This window comes from Pseudomonas sp. S36 (assembly GCF_016647875.1).
In the GTDB taxonomy this organism is placed as follows: domain Bacteria; phylum Pseudomonadota; class Gammaproteobacteria; order Pseudomonadales; family Pseudomonadaceae; genus Aquipseudomonas; species Aquipseudomonas parafulva.
Map to the genome: position 1 here is coordinate 19,067 of NZ_JACVVG010000043.1, position 17,297 is coordinate 36,363.

At 57.9% G+C, this 17,297-nt stretch carries 15 protein-coding genes; 6 read left to right on the forward strand and 9 right to left on the reverse strand.

What is annotated here, in order from left to right:
- Positions 1-310: 310 nt before the first annotated feature.
- The 6 genes from rfbB (at position 311) to IAE36_RS19525 (ending at position 4,761) form a co-directional block, all read left to right on the forward strand.
- Positions 311-1,411: a dTDP-glucose 4,6-dehydratase gene (gene rfbB / locus IAE36_RS19505; protein WP_201214095.1), complete on the forward strand. Its 1,101-nt coding sequence runs from the start codon at positions 311-313 to the stop codon at positions 1,409-1,411.
- Positions 1,408-2,313 (forward strand): dTDP-4-dehydrorhamnose reductase, encoded by a 906-nt coding sequence (rfbD, locus tag IAE36_RS19510; protein ID WP_201214096.1) that lies wholly within the window; start codon positions 1,408-1,410, stop codon positions 2,311-2,313. The genes rfbB and rfbD overlap by 4 nt, the downstream gene beginning before the upstream one ends.
- Positions 2,310-3,200 (forward strand): glucose-1-phosphate thymidylyltransferase RfbA, encoded by an 891-nt coding sequence (rfbA, locus tag IAE36_RS19515; RefSeq protein ID WP_201214097.1) that lies wholly within the window; start codon positions 2,310-2,312, stop codon positions 3,198-3,200. Before rfbD ends, rfbA begins: the two co-directional genes overlap by 4 nt.
- On the forward strand, positions 3,200-3,748 hold the full coding sequence (gene rfbC, locus IAE36_RS19520) for a dTDP-4-dehydrorhamnose 3,5-epimerase (protein ID WP_201214098.1): 549 nt from the start codon (positions 3,200-3,202) through the stop codon (positions 3,746-3,748). Before rfbA ends, rfbC begins: the two co-directional genes overlap by 1 nt.
- Positions 3,749-4,168: 420 nt before the next feature.
- Positions 4,169-4,411, forward strand: coding sequence for a hypothetical protein (locus tag IAE36_RS23735; protein WP_236409078.1), 243 nt, complete (start codon positions 4,169-4,171; stop codon positions 4,409-4,411).
- Positions 4,412-4,497: 86 nt separating this feature from the next.
- Positions 4,498-4,761, forward strand: a complete 264-nt coding sequence (locus IAE36_RS19525) for a DUF3077 domain-containing protein (RefSeq protein WP_201214100.1) — start codon at positions 4,498-4,500, stop codon at positions 4,759-4,761.
- A 117-nt stretch (positions 4,762-4,878) separates the two neighbouring features.
- Here IAE36_RS19525 and IAE36_RS19530 read toward each other — a convergent pair whose 3' ends face one another.
- The 9 genes from IAE36_RS19530 to IAE36_RS23740 form a co-directional block, all read right to left on the reverse strand.
- On the reverse strand, positions 4,879-9,678 hold the full coding sequence (locus tag IAE36_RS19530) for a glycosyltransferase (protein ID WP_201214102.1): 4,800 nt from the start codon (positions 9,676-9,678) through the stop codon (positions 4,879-4,881).
- Positions 9,675-10,892, reverse strand: coding sequence for an ABC transporter ATP-binding protein (locus IAE36_RS19535; protein ID WP_201214104.1), 1,218 nt, complete (start codon positions 10,890-10,892; stop codon positions 9,675-9,677). Before IAE36_RS19535 ends, IAE36_RS19530 begins: the two co-directional genes overlap by 4 nt.
- Positions 10,889-11,683 carry an ABC transporter permease gene (locus IAE36_RS19540; RefSeq protein WP_201214106.1) on the reverse strand — a complete coding sequence of 265 codons (795 nt, stop codon included), beginning with the start codon at positions 11,681-11,683 and terminating at the stop codon, positions 10,889-10,891. The genes IAE36_RS19535 and IAE36_RS19540 overlap by 4 nt, the downstream gene beginning before the upstream one ends.
- Before the next feature lie 2 nt (positions 11,684-11,685).
- A complete protein-coding gene (locus IAE36_RS19545; RefSeq protein WP_201214107.1) occupies positions 11,686-13,047 on the reverse strand; it encodes a phosphomannomutase in 1,362 nt (453 codons plus the stop codon).
- A gap of 126 nt (positions 13,048-13,173) precedes the next feature.
- Entirely contained in the window at positions 13,174-14,616 is a 1,443-nt protein-coding gene (locus IAE36_RS19550; RefSeq protein ID WP_201164728.1) for a mannose-1-phosphate guanylyltransferase/mannose-6-phosphate isomerase, read from the reverse strand.
- A 318-nt stretch (positions 14,617-14,934) separates the two neighbouring features.
- Positions 14,935-16,368: an MBL fold metallo-hydrolase RNA specificity domain-containing protein gene (locus IAE36_RS19555; RefSeq protein ID WP_201214109.1), complete on the reverse strand. Its 1,434-nt coding sequence runs from the start codon at positions 16,366-16,368 to the stop codon at positions 14,935-14,937.
- Between the two features lie 102 nt (positions 16,369-16,470).
- The gene (locus IAE36_RS19560) at positions 16,471-16,734 is read right to left on the reverse strand and encodes a lipopolysaccharide assembly protein LapA domain-containing protein (RefSeq protein WP_201214110.1); all 264 of its coding nucleotides are present in this window, start codon (positions 16,732-16,734) and stop codon (positions 16,471-16,473) included.
- 19 nt (positions 16,735-16,753) lie between these two features.
- Positions 16,754-17,050: an integration host factor subunit beta gene (gene ihfB / locus IAE36_RS19565; RefSeq protein WP_003252675.1), complete on the reverse strand. Its 297-nt coding sequence runs from the start codon at positions 17,048-17,050 to the stop codon at positions 16,754-16,756.
- A gap of 29 nt (positions 17,051-17,079) precedes the next feature.
- Positions 17,080-17,297: hypothetical protein (locus IAE36_RS23740; protein ID WP_236409082.1), on the reverse strand; the 218-nt coding region annotated here is incomplete at its 5' end.

The following is a 17,297-nucleotide window of genomic DNA, read 5'->3' on the forward strand; positions in this document are numbered from 1 at the left end:
GACCTGATTGACCGTGTGAGGCTGCCACAGCCCAAGAAGTCTCGCCGCCGTTCAATATTGTGCACTCAGCTTGCTCAGATTTTAATCTGCCCCTAGCGATAATCCATCGGTCATCAGGTAATCCAGTCGTAAAAGCTGCACCTTCGTGAGAAAAATCCGGCCGCGCCAAGGCTAATCCCGCGCCTCCTCTGATAGCATTCTCAGCGTAGGTTGTTGTAGTATCCTCAGCTAAGGCGGAGGGTTGCCTGGTGATGATTTTTAGGGCCTGGCGCTGGGTACAACCTTAATATTTTGAAATAAGGGACTAACTATGATTCTCGTAACTGGTGGAGCCGGCTTTATCGGCTCGAACTTCGTACTACAATGGTGCGCTAACTCCGTTGAACCTGTCTTAAATTTAGATGCTCTTACCTATGCAGGCAACCTCACTAACCTGCAATCTATTAGTGATTATCAAGGTCACCAGTTCGTTCATGGTGATATCAGAGATAACACTCTCTTACAAAAGCTATTCGCAGATAATCGCCCTCGGGCGGTAATCCATTTTGCAGCAGAATCACATGTCGATCGATCTATTACCGGCCCTCAGGCCTTTATAGACACAAATGTCATGGGCACATTCCGCCTCCTTGAAGCAGCCAGGAAATTCTGGAATGACCTTGAAGGTCCAGAGAAGGAGTCGTTCCGCTTTCTGCATGTATCTACAGATGAAGTTTACGGCACTTTGGGACAAAACGAGCCTGCCTTTACTGAAACGACACCATATGCGCCAAACAGCCCATACTCAGCAAGTAAAGCAGCCAGCGATCATCTGGTGCGTTCGTATTTCCACACTTACGGGATGCCTGTACTTACCACCAATTGTTCTAACAATTATGGGCCATTCCATTTCCCTGAAAAGCTCATACCGCTCGTAATTGTCAACGCGTTGGCAGGGAAGCCATTGCCTATTTATGGTGACGGCCAGCAGGTCCGTGACTGGCTGTATGTTGAGGACCATTGCTCAGGTATAAGACGCGTCCTTGACGCTGGTTCGTTGGGTGAGACGTATAACATAGGTGGTTGGAACGAGAAAGCCAATATTGATATTGTGCGTATTGTCTGTGGCTTGCTAGATGAGCTTGCACCACCTGGATCCCGGCGTGTCATTAATCAGAAGACCGGCAAGGTGGTTGAAGCTTATTCAGAACTTATAACCTATGTTACCGATCGTCCAGGACATGACCGTCGCTACGCGATAGATGCACGCAAAATTGAGCGTGAATTGGGTTGGAAACCTGCTGAAACATTCGACAGCGGCATCCGGAAGACAGTCGCGTGGTACTTAGCCAATCAAGACTGGGTTAAAAATGTAATCGACGGTAGTTATCGCGAATGGATTGACAGTCAGTATAAGGTAGATCAGCAGTGAGAGTCCTTCTGCTGGGCAAAAACGGCCAAGTTGGCTGGGAGCTTCAGCGCGCCCTAAGCGTGCTCGGCGAAGTTGTGGCGCTTGATCGACGCCGCGCCAGCACGCCCTACGGGGAGCTGACAGGGGACATATCAGACCTTGAAGGTCTACGGCATACCATTCGCGCTGTGTCGCCACAGGTTATTGTAAACGCAGCCGCCTATACAGCAGTGGATATGGCTGAAAGCGAACGCGACTTTGCCCAGATCGTCAACGCGCTGGCTAGCCAGGTTATGGCTGAGGAGGCCAATCAGCTCAATTCCTGGCTAGTTCACTATTCTACCGACTATGTGTTTGACGGCACGGGCACTACTCCTTGGAAAGAAACCGACAATGTCGGCCCGGTTAACCATTACGGTGCCACCAAACTCAAAGGTGAACAGCTGATACAAGCGTCGGGCTGCAAGCACCTGATTTTCCGTACCAGCTGGGTGTATGCCGCACGGGGCAACAATTTCGCCAAGACTATGCTACGCCTGGCCAAGGAGCGTTCCGCACTCAATGTAATCGCTGACCAGGTAGGGGTGCCTACGGGGGCGGAGTTACTAGCGGATGTGGCTGTAGCTGCGCTGCAACAAGCGTGGCGTAAACCTGAGCTAAGCGGGGTCTACCACCTGGCGCCAACGGGCGAAACGACCTGGCATGCATATGCCAGCTATGTTATTGAGTTCGCACGGAGTCATGGCGAAGATCTCGTGGTCGAAGCCGTGAATCCGATTGCTACTACCGAGTACCCTACCCCGGCCAGTCGCCCGTTGAATTCACGCTTGGATACCGCCAAGCTTCGCAACTCTTTCACGCTGCACTTGCCTGACTGGCAAAGTGGTGTAACCCGTATGCTCATGGAAGCTCTGAACAAATGAACACAACCAATCGTAAAGGGATCATTCTGGCTGGTGGTTCCGGAACGCGTCTGCACCCCGCAACGCTTTCTGTTTCGAAGCAGCTCTTGCCTGTTTATGACAAGCCGATGATCTACTACCCGCTGGGCACCTTGCTGCTGGCAGGTATTCGCGACATTCTAATCATTTCTACCCCACAAGATACGCCGCGTTTCGAGCAGCTTCTTGGCGACGGCAGCCAGTGGGGCATCAACCTGACTTATGCCGTGCAGCCGAGCCCGGATGGCCTGGCGCAGGCCTTCACGATCGGTGCTGACTTCATCGGCAACGCCCCCTCGGCCCTGGTGCTAGGCGACAACATTTTCTACGGCCATGACTTCCAGTCGCTGCTGTTGAACGCAGGTCAGCGTGAAGCAGGTGCCTCTGTATTCGCCTACCACGTGCATGATCCGGAACGATACGGTGTAGCCGAATTTGACGAAACCGGCCGTGTACTATCGCTTGAAGAGAAGCCGAAAGTACCGAAGTCCAGCTACGCAGTGACCGGCCTGTATTTCTACGACAACCAGGTTGTGGATCTAGCGCGTGACCTTAAGCCGTCTGCTCGCGGCGAACTGGAAATCACCGACCTCAACAATCTTTACTTGCAACAGGAACAACTGCAGGTGGAGATCATGGGCCGTGGTTATGCATGGCTGGACACAGGTACTCACGACAGCTTGCTCGAAGCCAGCCAGTACATTGCAACCATGGAGCGCCGCCAAGGGTTGAAAGTGGCTTGCCCGGAAGAGATCTGCTTCCGCGCCGGCTGGATCAATGCTGAGCAGCTTGAGCGCCTAGCCCAGCCACTGCTCAAAAACGGCTATGGCCAGTACCTTCGTAACCTGCTTAATGAGAAGGTGTTCTAATGCACGCAACTCCTCTGGCCATCCCCGAAGTCTTACTGTTCACCCCTAAAGTGTTCGGCGACGAGCGTGGCTTCTTCTACGAAAGCTTCAATGCCAACGTATTCAGCGAATCCACCGGCCTGCGCCCGGATTTCGTACAGGACAACCATTCACGTTCTGTGAAGGGCGTTCTGCGCGGTCTGCATTACCAACTGCCACCGCACGCCCAAGGCAAACTGGTGCGTGTCGTGCAAGGTGAGGTCTTCGACGTAGCGGTCGATATCCGTCGGTCCTCCCCAACTTTCGGCAAGTGGGTGGGTGCGGTGCTTTCGGCAGAGAACAAAAACCAGCTGTGGATCCCGCCAGGATTCGCACATGGCTTTGTCACGCTGAGCGATACCGCCGAGTTCTTGTACAAGACTACAGACTTCTATTCGCCCGTCAGCGAGCGTTGCATTGCTTGGGATGATCCTGAGGTCGGTATTGATTGGCCGATTGACTTCACCCCTAGCCTCTCGGGCAAGGATCAACTTGGTGTAGCCCTGGCCAGCGCTGAAGTGTTTGAGTGATTAATCGACGGGGTTAGGATCCGAGAGGCTTGACCCCGTTAGCCATTCAAAAGTGTGCAGTTGAACTTGCTCGCGTCTCGCCGATCAAGGCACTGATGAGTGCTTAGTCGAGAATTTTCAATTCATCTCAGAATAGCCCCCTTCCTTGTAGTCCATTTCCCAAACATACTCTCACCGCCTTTTTTCGATTGCCGTTGCCTGAGCGCAGCTCTAGTCTCAGTCTGTCGTTGCTCATCAACGACCGGCTTTGACAGGCCGTTTTCGACAATGAGGGTATGGTCACCACTATGGTGGCTGTGCGTGGGGCACGTTCGCGTGCGCCGGGTTGTTACCTCTGTCGACCGGTCTGTCAACCCACGCACAGCTGCCACCCACTTGTTTGACAGCAATAGGTGTCGGCCTCATCGACAGAGGTTGCACATGCTAAAGATCGTCCCCGACCCACCCCACCAAATCCTCTCCCTGGAAGACACCTTGATCCAAGCCAGGGACTACGGGCTCTGCGCAGCAACCGTCGCCCATCAGGCACTCCTACAACAGCCCAAGTCACCGGCATCGATTCTGATGATGGCATCCATGCATGAAATAGAGGCACTGCGTGCTCTGCTCGAGTCAGCGCTCATACAGGTACAGATGCCAAACGGAGCTGGAGCCGTGCACTGACGCACAGGTGTGTTGGCTGGGCGGGCCCTTCGCGGGCAAGCCCGGTCCCATTGACGGGTACGAAATGCAAAGGGGGGGGGTGTACAGTGACTACTGCTAATCACGGCTTCACCGTCGGCAAGACCAAGTTCTACCAAGGCGAGCAGCAGACTCAACCGCTGTTCTGTATCGAACCGGGCATACCTTGCGAACACGCCCGTGCGCAAGCGTCGGAATTGATGGGTTATGCCCAGGAACTCACCATCAGCGGCTTGGTGGACGAAAACCCCAAGCTGGTCTGGGCAGCGTATTACCTGGGTGCGCTGGCCAAGACGCTGATGGATGATGCGGAAGCTGGCATGGCTAACTAAGTATTCACCCGGTCGCCAGAATGCTTGAAAAACACCTGCAATAAAAAACCCCGTAAGCGCGGCAGTATCACGCTTACGGGGTTTATGGTTAGCCTGCCCTGCCGGGTGGCTGCCCCGTCACTTCACCTGTTCTGCAACGCCCAGCACATGTTTCTTGAGCACGGTCGCACTCTCGCTCCAGCGCAACCAAGGCATCTGCGCAGACAGCGGGTGAGCGTTTTTCTGGAACAGCTCTATCCACTCCGTCAGCGCCTTGGCCAAGGCTTCAGGCGCCTGGCCCTGGAAGTAGTAGGCATGGTCACCGGCCACCTCGCGGAACACCGGAATGTCCCGCGCGATGATCGGCAGTTTTTGCTGGGCTGCCTCGATCAGAGGCAAGCCAAAGCCTTCAGCTTCCGATGCTGCAACAAGTGCAGAACACGATGCATACAGGTGGTTGAGGTTGGTATCGCTCAACCCTTCCAGCCAGAACAGCCGCTGCCCCATCTCAGGGTGCGCACGCAAGTGCCCGGTCAGGCCTTCTACTGCCCACCCTTCCTTGCCCACCAGCACCAGGTTCAGGTCGCAGCCTTGCGCCCACAGCAATTCGAAAGCAGCCAGGGTCTGGTGGTGCCCTTTGCGGGGCTCCAGCGTACCCACCATGAGGAACGTCGGCGCTGCAGCCAGGCGCGCCTCCAGGCCTGGGTCCAAGTCGGGTTTAGCGTCCAGCTCAGCGGGTGTTTCAATATCCGCGCCCAAGTGGAAATGCCCAATGGATGGCAGCAACTTCAGGCCTTCGTGCTGCTGGAGCCATTGTTTTACATCTACGGCAACCGCCGCGGATATGGCAATGACGCTGTCCGCATAGCGGCCAATGGAGCGCATCCAGTTGGTGAACGCGCCATCGATGCCCGGGTAGGCGAAGCGTGGGTGCAGCAGCGGGATCAGGTCGTACACCACGAAGTGGATGCTCACACCTGCGCGGCGCATGCGCTCGAGTTCGGAGTTGAATTCCGGGAACAGATGCGCGCTCAGGTCCAGGCCCAGGAAAACATCACCAACACTGTATTCCACCGGTTTTTCGTGGGCCGATGCAACATAGTCGTTGGCACCCGGGTAATTGCTGGCAATACGGTAGCCGTGGCCTGACACGCCGAACACTGGCACCACCTGGTAGTCTGTCCCCTCGGCCGCCTGGAATTCGCCAATCACGCGTTTAACGACGCGCTGGATGCCTGTTCTGGCATCACGGAAGTACAGTTCGGACACGTCCACCAGCAGTTTGCGTGGCGCGGTAGCGACCACACTGGGGTTTGCCTCACGCTGTACGCCCACCAGAGGATCCAGGTGCCTGCGCGCAAACAACAAGGCCTGCACGGTGGCGTCCAGACGCCCGGAGATACGCCCCCAGCTGCGGTCCTGTATCCACTGCTCCTGCCGGGCAACCAGTTCGCCGGCCTTGGCGGGGCTGTCTTCCAGCTCGGCAATCGAAGCCACAATGTCGTCTGCCTGGCTACCGGACATGCGCCAAGTGGCCTCGGACAGGTCGGAGAAGATGTGAATAGGGCTGACCAGCACTGGTTTGAGCGTAGCCAGGCCAATGGTCACCGCAGCACTGGCACTCTCCTGGGTTTCTTTATAAGGGAAGATGACGTAGTCGGCCGCACTGAGAATGCGCAGGCATTCCTGAATGGGCAGGTAGTCGGTAATCCAGTTGATGTTGTGCTCCACCTGCAGCTCTTCGGCGCGAGCGCGGTAGGCATTGAGGGTTTGCTCACTGCGGGCATCCAGAATGGAGTGCAGGCCGATCATGCGCACGTTGCGGCCAGTGGCTCGCTCCAGCGGGCGAATGGTTTCGATCAGCGTATCGATGCCCTTGTGTGACAGGATGAAGCCGAAACAGGCGATGACCAGGTCGTGCTGGTCAATGCCCAGTTCCCCGCGTACCCCGTCAGCGCTGCCTGCAGGCAATGGCGACATTACGCCCAGGCCAATCATCATCACGTTGGCACTGAGCCCAAGCACCAGCAGGTTGTTGAGGTCTTCGGGCTTGTGCACGATGACCCGGTCGAGCTTGCCCAGTGCACGGATTGCAGTGTCAGACACCCTGTGATCTGCAATCAGGGGTTGAGTGGAGTGCAGCTCCAGAATCACTACTTTGCCTTGAGCATGCAGGGAGGCCAGGCGCTGGCAGATTTCTTCGTTGAGCGCGAACAGGCTGGGCTGGTGCTGCACGATAATCACATCCGCTGCCGCGCACGCATCGTTGCCCAACACATCGAACACCGCTTTGGCATCACCCAGCTTCCAGGCTGGCTGATACTCGACACCGTCCATTGGGGCGGTTCGCTCATCGCAATAGACGGTGATGTCGTAATGACTACGGTCAAATTCGCTCATCAGCGACTGGCTGTACTCCGCCACCCCGCATTTGGTCGCCCAAGGCCCCACAACCACGAGCTTGGCTTTGCCGCTCTGCACAGGCTCCTGGTTTTTCAGCCACTGGGCACTGGCCAGCACGGCCTGGGCGCTTTGCTCCCAGGTGTAGGCGCCGCGGATAAGCTCGATACCCTCACGCCTGCGCTGCTCCAGCCCGGCGTCACCGGCGAGCACTTTGTCATGCAACTCACGCATCTTGCGGCCGAGCGCTTCCTTGTCAGGCTCTACCCAGCACGAATTGGCGCTGCCCAGGTGGCTACCAGACTTGGCGAACAGGAACGGTATCAGCTCGGCAGTACGCAGGGTGCAGAAGTCAACGTGGGCGCCAAAGCCGGTAACGATGACCGGAAGCCCAAGTGCCAGGGCTTCGGCGGCAGGCAGGTTGAAGCCTTCTCCGCGTGTAGGCAGCACAAGCGCTTGTGCCGACCGATACAGGCCGATGATGCCTTTGTCATCCATCGGGCTCTCGTCAACCACCACGGCAGGCAGGTTGCTGCGCCCTGCGGACAGTTCGTTCAACAGCTCGTGTACCCGGTTATGTGGGTTCGGGAACGTCTTGATGTACAGCTCTACGTTATCGTCACTGGTAAAAGCATTGAGGTAGCCTTCCAGCAATACATCAGGCCCTTTGCGCTCGAACATCGACGAGATATGCAGGAAGCGTACTGGCTTGCCGGCTGTAGGGCGCAATGTCTCGATTGGGGGTTCGTCATTGCCGATGATGTGGTCTACGCCCATCGGGCAAACGAAGACCGGAAGACGGCAGCCGGAATCCTGCAGCACCTTTTTCACGAACGAAGCGGCCACGATCACGCCGTCGAAATGCTCGTTCAGGAAGGTGACAGTGTCGAAAGGTATGGCGGTTTCTTCCCAGAAAAACACAACCATGCGCATACCGGCAGCTTGCAGGTCAGTGATCATCGGGTAGTGGTGAACGATGGACAGCACGTCGCTTTCCAGTTCGCCTTCCAGGGTGTTGCCCACCGCTTGGGTCAGGCCCTTCTGGCGTTCGGGAATATCGATCGGGTTGTCATAGGCCTTGCCATGGTATGGCTGAAACGCCAGCCGGCCTTCGAGCAGGTCGAACATGGCCAGCCCCAGCCCGCGGTTGACGATGGCCAGGCTATAGTGCCCTTCAATATGGCCAGTCATGCGCACACTGTTGAAGCCCGCTGCATGCGGTTGGTCTCGCAGGTACATGGCTTCTGGCAGCAAGGGTGCCTTGGGGTACACGGCGAAGCTGACGCGCGAGTAATCCACACCGGTGAAACTCGCACTCGGCATGCCGGGTGTGGCCATGGGCTGAACCAGCAAGCCACGGTTTTGCGCGAACAGCTTGAGGCGGTGGTGTACGCCGGGGAAGCGGCGCAATACGCGGTTGACGTTGGTGCGCAAGGTGGGGTTGCGCAATACCGCACCGAGGGTTTTGAGCGCAGCTGGGCGCACGGCGGCCTTGGCACTGTCCAGCAGGGTGCGTGCTTCACGCTCACGCAACATCTGCTCGATGGCCGCCAGCCGCTGGTCCAGTTGATTGATGCTGCTGCCCAGTACCTCGATGTCGCCTTTTAGCTGTTGCTGGAAGGTGCGGTCACGGCCAGCACGGTCGTCCAGGCTATCGACATCTTTTTTAAGCTGGAAGAATTCGGACTGGAACCGGTCGATGCTGTGGGCAAACTCGACGTTTACTTCACGCACCTGTTCCAGCGCGGCGTGGTTGCTGCTGGTGGCTTCATCAAGCGCATCGAAGTGTGCCTGAAGCTTACCTTCGTAGCGCTCTGCCAGGCTGTCGAGGGTAACCCCATACTCCCGGCTGAAGGCGCTGTCAAACTCGGCCAAGGTGGTTGCAGGCGCAGCCTTCTGGGCGACCACGGCGTAATCCTGGCTCACGCCATGGAATACGTTAAGCATCTGCATGTCTTCAACTGCCGGTATGGGCGTTGGTTCTTGCAGACGCATCACGGTGTTGCGGCCGAACCCTTCGTACTCCACCAGGAAGCTCAGCAACAGGCTGGGGACCGGGCGTTCGTGGGACGGGTCGAGGTAAAAATTGTTGGTGCCTACCACCAGGTTTTCGGCGTTGGGTGTTTCCAGAATGAGCAAGCCGCCTGGCACCAGCACACGCAGGGCTTCGGCCACCAGCGTTTGCAGGCTGTTGAACGGAATATGCTCAGCCAGGTGGAAGCCCGAAACCAGTACCTGGCTGTTATCAGGCAACGACTGGAGTTTGCCTACGGCGTCGGTGTTCTCAACACTGAAGCCGTTGATACGGCACGCTTCAAGCATGCCGTCATCAAGGTCGACACCGGCTACGGCAAAGCCCTGGCGCGCCAACAGGCTCATCCATTCACCCCTGCCACAGCCCAGGTCGATGGCCTTGCGTGCCTGATCAAGGCCCAGCAAAGGCTCGAGGAAGGGCTGGTACACCTGCAACCTCTCGGTAATCAGCTCCGCCGACCCGCGGTAGCGGTCCTCGAAAGCGCGATAGAAAGGTTTTTTCACCGAATACACTCCACAGCTGTAGGCACCCACGCCATTCCGACAAATTGAGGCTTCGAGGTATTCACCACATTGAATACCAGGGCAAGGTCTCGCCACTCATAATTAGTGCCGATATGCACATCGTTGGCATGCAATGCCACGGCCACCGAATAAGAGCCGGGGCCCAGGTTCATATCGAAGGCGAAACGAAACTCGACCTTTTCATTGGCTGCCAGCGTTTTCATCGCCTGGCCCAGGTGATGGGTATTGGTACCGTAGACGTGCTGGCCCAGGCGGTCCTTGATGACGTAGCCCACTACCAGTTCTGGTATGGCTTCGTGGGTTTCAACCTGCACACTCAGTGTGACCGGGTCACCCACCGCCACGAACTCCACCGCTTGCCCGGCCGCATCGTAAAGCGCTACCGCTTCAATGGTCGCCTCGCCACTGCCGGACTGGGTCTGCATGCTGCCGTCGGCAAGCTCTTTTACCTGGACGGTGCTGTTTTCTTTCTCGGCGATCAGCGCGTTGTAGTAGTCCATCACCTGCTCAGGAGGGCCGTCCTTGATGATCGAGCCGTTCTCGAGCAACAGCGCACGGCTGCACAGCGACTGAATGGCACCACGATCATGCGAGACAATGAGCAACGAAGTGCCTTGGCGCTGGAATTCGCGAATGCGCTCGAAGCTCTTGTGCTGGAAGTAACTGTCCCCCACCGACAACGCTTCGTCGACAATCAGGATTTCTGGCCTAAACGCAGTGGCAACGGCAAACGCTACGCGCATCTGCATACCGCTAGAATAGGTGCGGACCGCTTCGTCGAAGTATTCGCCGATTTCCGCGAACGCCTCGATGTCATCGATTGCGCCTTCGATCTTCTCGGCACTGAAGCCCATCAGGCCCGCCGCATGGTACACATTCTGGCGGCCGGTCAGCTCAGGGTTGAAGCCCATGCCCAGTTCCAGAATCGCAGCGATCCGGCCGTTGACATGCACCTGCCCCTGGGTGGGCTGCAACGTCCCGGTGATCATCTTCAACAGGGTAGACTTGCCGGCGCCGTTCTGGCCGATAATGCCGATGGCTTCACCTGGCTCAATGGCAAAGTTGATATGCCGAAGCACCCAATGCTCGCTGGACGCACCGACCGGCAGGTAAAACCAGGTGGCGATGCGCTGCCACTCGGAACGGTAGGTTTTATAAGCCTTGCCAACATCACTTACCGATAACAGGCTCATAGTACGTCCACCATTTCAGGAACCGAGCGACGGAACAGGAACAAGCCAAGCAGCAACAAGCCCAACGAGATGCAGACCATGGTGACCACCTGGCTGAAATCCGGTGCCTTGGCGTACACCAGCACATCGTGATAGGCCGTAACGATAGGGTACATGGGGTTGTAGGTAAGCGTGCCCCGCAGGTAATCCGGGATCACGTTGACCATGTAAACGATCGGCGTGAACCAGAACAGCACCTGCAGAATAATGGGCACCACCTGGCCGATGTCCCGCAGAAACACGTTGAGAATACCCAGCACCAGGCCAATGCCAACCGACAGCGCCACAACGATCATCACCAGTGGGATCAACCAGAACACCTGGGCGGTGGGGTAATGGCCCAAGAGTGCGAAAACGGTCATTACCGCCAGGAACAGCAAGGCGTTATTGAGCAGGCACGACCCCACCACGATGACGGGCAGCGTGATGCGCGGGAAGCGCATCTTCTTCATGATGTTGCCCTGCTCTATGAAAAGCGTGAGGCAGCGGCTGACGATTTCGGAAAACAGGTTCCAGGCCAGGATGCCTGCCATCAGGTACAAGGCGTATGCATATTTGTTGTCGATGCCGGGCAGCTTGGCTGCCAGGACATTGGAGAGGATCAATGCATAGATCGCAACCTGGGCTAGCGGGTGAATGATCATCCATAGCCCACCAAGCTTGCTGCGCGCGAAGCGTGAAACGAATTCATTCTTGATGGACGAGATAATGAAGCCACGGTAGCTCCACACGCCCTTGATCATGCCAAACATAACTAACCTCGGATTAGGGCGGCGATGCGCGAAACCTGTTCGTTGACCAGAGCTTCATCCCCCCGGCTTTCAACGTTCAAGCGCAGCAGCGGCTCGGTGTTGGAACCACGCAGGCTGAAGCGCCAGTCGGCGAACTCCACGCTGATGCCGTCGGTGCGGTCGACGGTTGGGTTTTGCGGCAGGTAATGGGCCAGGATCTTTTCGATAGTGCCTTTTACATCTGCCACCTCGTAGTTGATCTCGCCGCTGCAGGGGAATTTGGCGATTCGCTCATCTACCAACTGGGCAAGGGTTTTGCCGGTAACGCTCATCAGCTCAGCCACCAACAACCACGGGATGTTGCCGCTGTCGCAGTAGGCGAAGTCGCGGAAGTAGTGGTGGGCGCTCATTTCACCGCCGTACACGGCGTCTTCGGCGCGCATGCGCTCTTTGATGAAGGCATGGCCGGTCTTGCTCTGGATGGCGACGCCACCGGCCGCTTCAACCTGCTCGATGGTGTTCCAGGTCAGGCGCGGGTCGTGGATGATCTTGCTGCCTGGGTGTTTGGCCAGCAGCATTTCGGCCAGCAGGCCCACCACGTAGTAGCCCTCGATGAAACGGCCTTTGTCGTCGAAGAAGAAGCACCGGTCGAAGTCACCGTCGAAGGCGATACCCATGGCGGCCTGGGTATCCAGCACTGCCTGGCGGGTCAAATCCCGGTTTTCAGGCAGCAGCGGGTTGGGGATGCCGTTGGGGAAATTGCCGTCCGGCTCGCCGTTGATGATGGTGATATCCAGCGGCAGGCGTGCCTTGAGCAGTTCGATCACAGGCCCAACCGCACCGTTGCCCGGGTCGGCCAGCACCTTCAGCGGCTTGAGCGATGCCACGTTTACGTAGGTGAGCAAGTGGTCGATGTAGGCCGTCTTGTCGAACGCTTCGCGCACACTGCCGGCAGTTGCTGCAGGCTCACCCAAGTCACCTGCTTCGACACGCTGGCGAATGTCGTTCAGCCCGGTGTCGCCGCTGATCGGGCGCGACTGTTCGCGCACCAGCTTCATGCCGTTGTAACCCTTGGGGTTATGGCTGGCAGTAATCATCACGCCGCCATCGGCCTGGTGATGGCTGGTAGCGAAATACACTTCCTCGGTACCGCACAGGCCGATATCGATCACGTCGGCCCCACCTTCGGTCAGGCCCTTGATCAAGGCAAGGGACAAACCCGGGCTCTCCAGGCGCATGTCACGCCCCACCACATAAGTGCGGCCGCCAAGCTGGGCCACCAGCGCGCGGCCAATGCGGTAGGCCACGTCATCATTAAGGTCGGCAGGCACTTGGCCGCGGATGTCGTAGGCTTTGAAACAACGGGTCTGAATAGGTGGGTACATGGGTCTCACTCGGTGCGTTGACGCCTTGGCGTCAACGATCTGAACAGGGGTAGCCGGCGATGGGGGCGACCGAAGACCGGCCCGGTGCCAGGGATGGCAACGACGGGCCGAAGGGAGAGCCTGGACTCAGGCGTCGCAACGACCGTAGTTGTCCTCGAAGCGGACGATGTCGTCTTCGCCGAGGTAGTCGCCGCTTTGTACTTCGATGAGCACCAGGTCGATCACGCCTGGGTTTTGCAACCGGTGCTGGTGGCCGGCGCGGATGAACGTGGACTCGTTGGTGTTGAGCATCAGTTCCTTGTCATCGTTGACCACCACGGCCATGCCGCTGACCACAATCCAGTGCTCGCTGCGGTGGTGGTGCATTTGCAGGGACAGGGATGCCTTTGGCTTGACCACGATGCGCTTGATCTTGAAGCGGTCGCCGTCTTCCAGGGTAGTGTAGGTACCCCATGGGCGGTGCACGGTGCGGTGCAGCAGGTGTGCAGAGTGGCCATCGCCTTTCAGGCGCTTGACGATATGTTTCACGTCTTGAGCGTGGTCTTTATGGGCGATCAGCAGGGCGTCGGGGGTGTCGACCACCAACAGGTCCTGTACACCGACCAGCGCCGCCAGGCGATCTTCAGTGCTGACGTAGTTGTTGCTGGAACCGTGCGCGACCACTTCGCCTTCGAAGCGGTTGCCGGCTTCGTCTGGCGGGGTGAGTTCGCTGACCGCGTTCCACGAGCCGATATCGCTCCAGCCGATGTCGCACGGAATGGTGGCCACCTTGCGGGAGCGCTCCATCAAGGCGTAGTCGATGGAAATATCCGGGACGTTGGCGAAGGTGTCTGCATCCAGGGCAAGGCAGCTGTAGCCTTTGCCCGTAGTTTGGCGCGACGCTTCAAGGGTGAGTTGCACGGCTTCGAGCACATCGGGCGCATGGGCCTTGAACTCGTCAATGACGGTGCCAACCTGGAAGCAGAACATGCCGGCGTTCCAGAAGTAGTTGCCAGCTGCCACGTAGGCCTCTGCGGTGGGGGCATCGGGCTTTTCGACAAAACGTGCCACCTTCAACCCACCGTCCAGCGCGCCATCTGCAGCCGCCTCGATGTAACCGAAGCCTGTTTCAGGGTACTGAGGCTTGATGCCGAAGGTGACCAGCCAGCCCTGCTCGGCCAGGTGCACAGCCTTGCTGACCGCCTGGGAGAAAGCAGCTTCGTCCTGGATAAGGTGGTCGGCTGCAAGCACCAGCATGTAGGCCTGGGGACCGTGAGCCTGATGCAGTTGCAATGCTGCGGCGGCCACAGCGGCGGCGGTGTTGCGGCCAAACGGCTCAAGGATATAGCCCTGAGGGTGGCCTTGGGTATTGATCGCGCGGTATTCGTCTTCGGTCTTGAACAGCAGTTCGCGATTGGTGACGGTAAGCACTTCAGCAACGCCGTCGAGCTTGGACGCGCGCAGGAAGGTCTTCTGAATGAGGTTTTGCCCATCGGGCAAGGTCATGAACGGCTTTGGGTGAGCCTCACGGGAAACTGGCCACAAACGGCTGCCAACGCCACCGGATAGAATTACCGGGATCAATTCCATATTCGGGTCCTTAACAGCCACTTGATGATCATTGACAAGTGACCGGCATGAGTCTTAATTCTGATCGGCACTGCGCACAGTGCAACGTCGCTAAGTTACGCGCCCAGCGTGTGTAATCCCTGGCTATCCATAGGCTCAAGACGCAAGCATCATCGGGCAAGAATACCAGAGAAACCGCTTTGTAGCTTGCACTGCACCTGCAACCCGCGCGGGCTGCGAGCCTTGTTTATGCAAGCATTTCGCCTGGGCCGGCGAAGGCTGATGATCCGTGGTGACTATCAGACAGCACCTGCCGTCATCGTTCCCTGCGCAGGGCGCTTATGTTGCGATTTTTACCTTGGTCGGCCAGCCTAGCGCCAGCAAACGCTGACGCAGCGCCCTTGCAAGTTGCTTCTTGGCTTTGCTCTCTCCATGCACGAGCACGACTTCCTCAGATTTAGCAGAGAGGCCGGTGGCAAACGCCACTAACCCAGCCTGATCAGCATGCCCCGAATATCCCTTCAAGGTGGTGACCTTGGCCCTGACCTCATACCCCTCCCCCTCCAGATCGACCTGCCCAACGTCGTTGGAGCCCTCCAATGCCTGTATCACCGCCCCTGGCGTACCCCTGGCCTGATACCCGACGAACATCACCTCATGCCGCCGATCGCCAAGCATGGCCTTGAGGTAATTGACGATTCGCCCACCCGAGCACATACCGTTGCCGGCAATCACGATGGCCGGGCGACCGGTGCTTTTCAGGTAATTGACCACCTGTTGGTGGCGGGCATGGGTATCCACGCAGATCAGCTGACCGAAGGCCAGCGGGTCACGGCCGGCAGCACGCCGCGCCCTCGCCTCTTCATTCCAGAATGCATGTAGTTCTCGATACACAGCCGTGATGCGCTGGGCCAACGGCGAGTCGAGGATGATGGGCAGTTGCGACCAATCGACGGGCTCGCCGTCTGGAGAACCACCTACCCTGCCCAACAGCGCTTTGCGGTACAGCACCTCATCCAGTTCGTACAGCAGCTCTTGGGTGCGGCCCAGGCTGAAAGCCGGGATCAGAATGGTGCCCTGGTCCGCCAATGCCTGGTCGATAGCGGCTTCCAGCCTGTGTACACGGTCGCTGGGGTTTGGGTTCAGGCGGTCGCCGTAGGTGCTTTCCAGCACCAGCACATCTGCCCGCTCCGGGGGCTTCAGTGGGCGCAGCAACGGGTTGTTGCCCGCGCCAAGGTCGCCTGATAACACATAACGCCGGCTGGCCTGGCCGTACTGGATATCGCACTCCACGTAGGCCGAACCCAGCAAGTGGCCTGCGCGCTGCAGGCGAACCCGGCAGATTATGTCGGGCTGCTCCAGCACTGGGTGCCATTGTTCAAATGGCAGTGGCACAAGCAGGGTGCTCACCAATTCAAGGTATGTGGACACATGGGCAGGGTCGCTGCTGATACCCAGCCTGTAGGCGTCTTCAAGTACGAGTGGCAGCAGCTTGGCAGAGGGCTCGCTGCACAGTATCGGCCCGCGATAACCCGCGGCGAGCAGTGCGGGGATACGGCCAACGTGGTCGAGGTGCACATGGGTGATGATCAGCGCACGGACGCCCTTGATATCGAATGTGAGCGCTGCGGCGTCCGCCTGCGGTATGGCATCGGCGCCCTGCTCCAGGCCACAGTCGACCAGCAGGCTTACACCGGTAGCAAGGTGCAGTTGGTGACACGAGCCGGTGACACCACGGACTGCACCATGGTGGAAGAGGGTTGGGAATTCCATGCGGGGCGGGCTCGCTGGGGCCGAAAACGAAGGGGGCAATTACTCCATTTCAGCCAGCGCATGCAAAGGTGGGCGTTTCCTAAAATAGGGTAGGAAATTTCCTTAATTACCGTTCAGGGCAGCTTCCCGGGCTGATGCCCTGATCTTGCGTTTGCTGCGTTGTACGCCGTACGCACCCAACAGTGGGCCGATTGCCAAGCCTACGACCAGCGCAGCCAGCACCACGACAGCGACCGGCACAGCGGGGGCCGTCCAGCTGAACAGGGTAAGGGCTACGACCTGCTGGTTTTCCAGCACGAAAAACAGCACCACGGCTGCCAGCAGCAGCACGAACAGTAGAGTAAAGGCGCGCTTCAGGTTACGCATTGTATGGCTCCTTGGTTGATCAGGCTTCGGCTTCGTCTTCTTCGTTTACCCGATCACGCAATTCTTTGCCGGGCTTGAAGTGCGGGACGAACTTGCCTTCGAGGCTGACCGACTGGCCGGTCTTGGGGTTGCGGCCTACGCGCGGCGCGCGATAGTGCAGCGAGAAGCTGCCAAAACCGCGAATTTCAATGCGGTCGCCAGTAGCAAGGCATTGTGACATCTGCTCAAGCATGGTCTTGATGGCCAGCTCTACGTCCTTGGACGAAAGCAGCCCTTGATGGGTGACAATACGTTCGATCAGCTCCGACTTCGTCATATTTTTCCCTTCGTTATCAAGCAGCTAGATCATTGCTTAATCAGGTTGTAGCACGCATGGAGGGATTTGAACAGTGTGGTTCTTGACTTAATAAAAAAATTCAAGATTGGAACTTTACGATATTGCTCTTGCGGGTGAGGGGTTGGGGGTGGCGCCGGGGTGTATGGCGGGCGAGTTGCGGTGGCTGTGAGATCAAGCGCCGCGCGGGCGGCGCTCGATCTGCGCACCACTAAACAAATCCCGTCAT

Coding starts and splice junctions, on each gene's coding strand:
- rfbB (WP_201214095.1), top strand. CDS start 311: ATGATTCTCGTAACTGGTGGAGCCGGCTTTATCGGCTCGAACTTCGTA.
- rfbA (WP_201214097.1), top strand. CDS start 2,310: ATGAACACAACCAATCGTAAAGGGATCATTCTGGCTGGTGGTTCCGGA.
- rfbC (WP_201214098.1), top strand. CDS start 3,200: ATGCACGCAACTCCTCTGGCCATCCCCGAAGTCTTACTGTTCACCCCT.
- IAE36_RS23735 (WP_236409078.1), top strand. CDS start 4,169: ATGCTAAAGATCGTCCCCGACCCACCCCACCAAATCCTCTCCCTGGAA.
- IAE36_RS19535 (WP_201214104.1), bottom strand. CDS start 10,892: ATGAGCCTGTTATCGGTAAGTGATGTTGGCAAGGCTTATAAAACCTAC.
- IAE36_RS19540 (WP_201214106.1), bottom strand. CDS start 11,683: ATGTTTGGCATGATCAAGGGCGTGTGGAGCTACCGTGGCTTCATTATC.
- IAE36_RS19545 (WP_201214107.1), bottom strand. CDS start 13,047: ATGTACCCACCTATTCAGACCCGTTGTTTCAAAGCCTACGACATCCGC.
- IAE36_RS19550 (WP_201164728.1), bottom strand. CDS start 14,616: ATGGAATTGATCCCGGTAATTCTATCCGGTGGCGTTGGCAGCCGTTTG.
- IAE36_RS19555 (WP_201214109.1), bottom strand. CDS start 16,368: ATGGAATTCCCAACCCTCTTCCACCATGGTGCAGTCCGTGGTGTCACC.
- IAE36_RS19560 (WP_201214110.1), bottom strand. CDS start 16,734: ATGCGTAACCTGAAGCGCGCCTTTACTCTACTGTTCGTGCTGCTGCTG.
- ihfB (WP_003252675.1), bottom strand. CDS start 17,050: ATGACGAAGTCGGAGCTGATCGAACGTATTGTCACCCATCAAGGGCTG.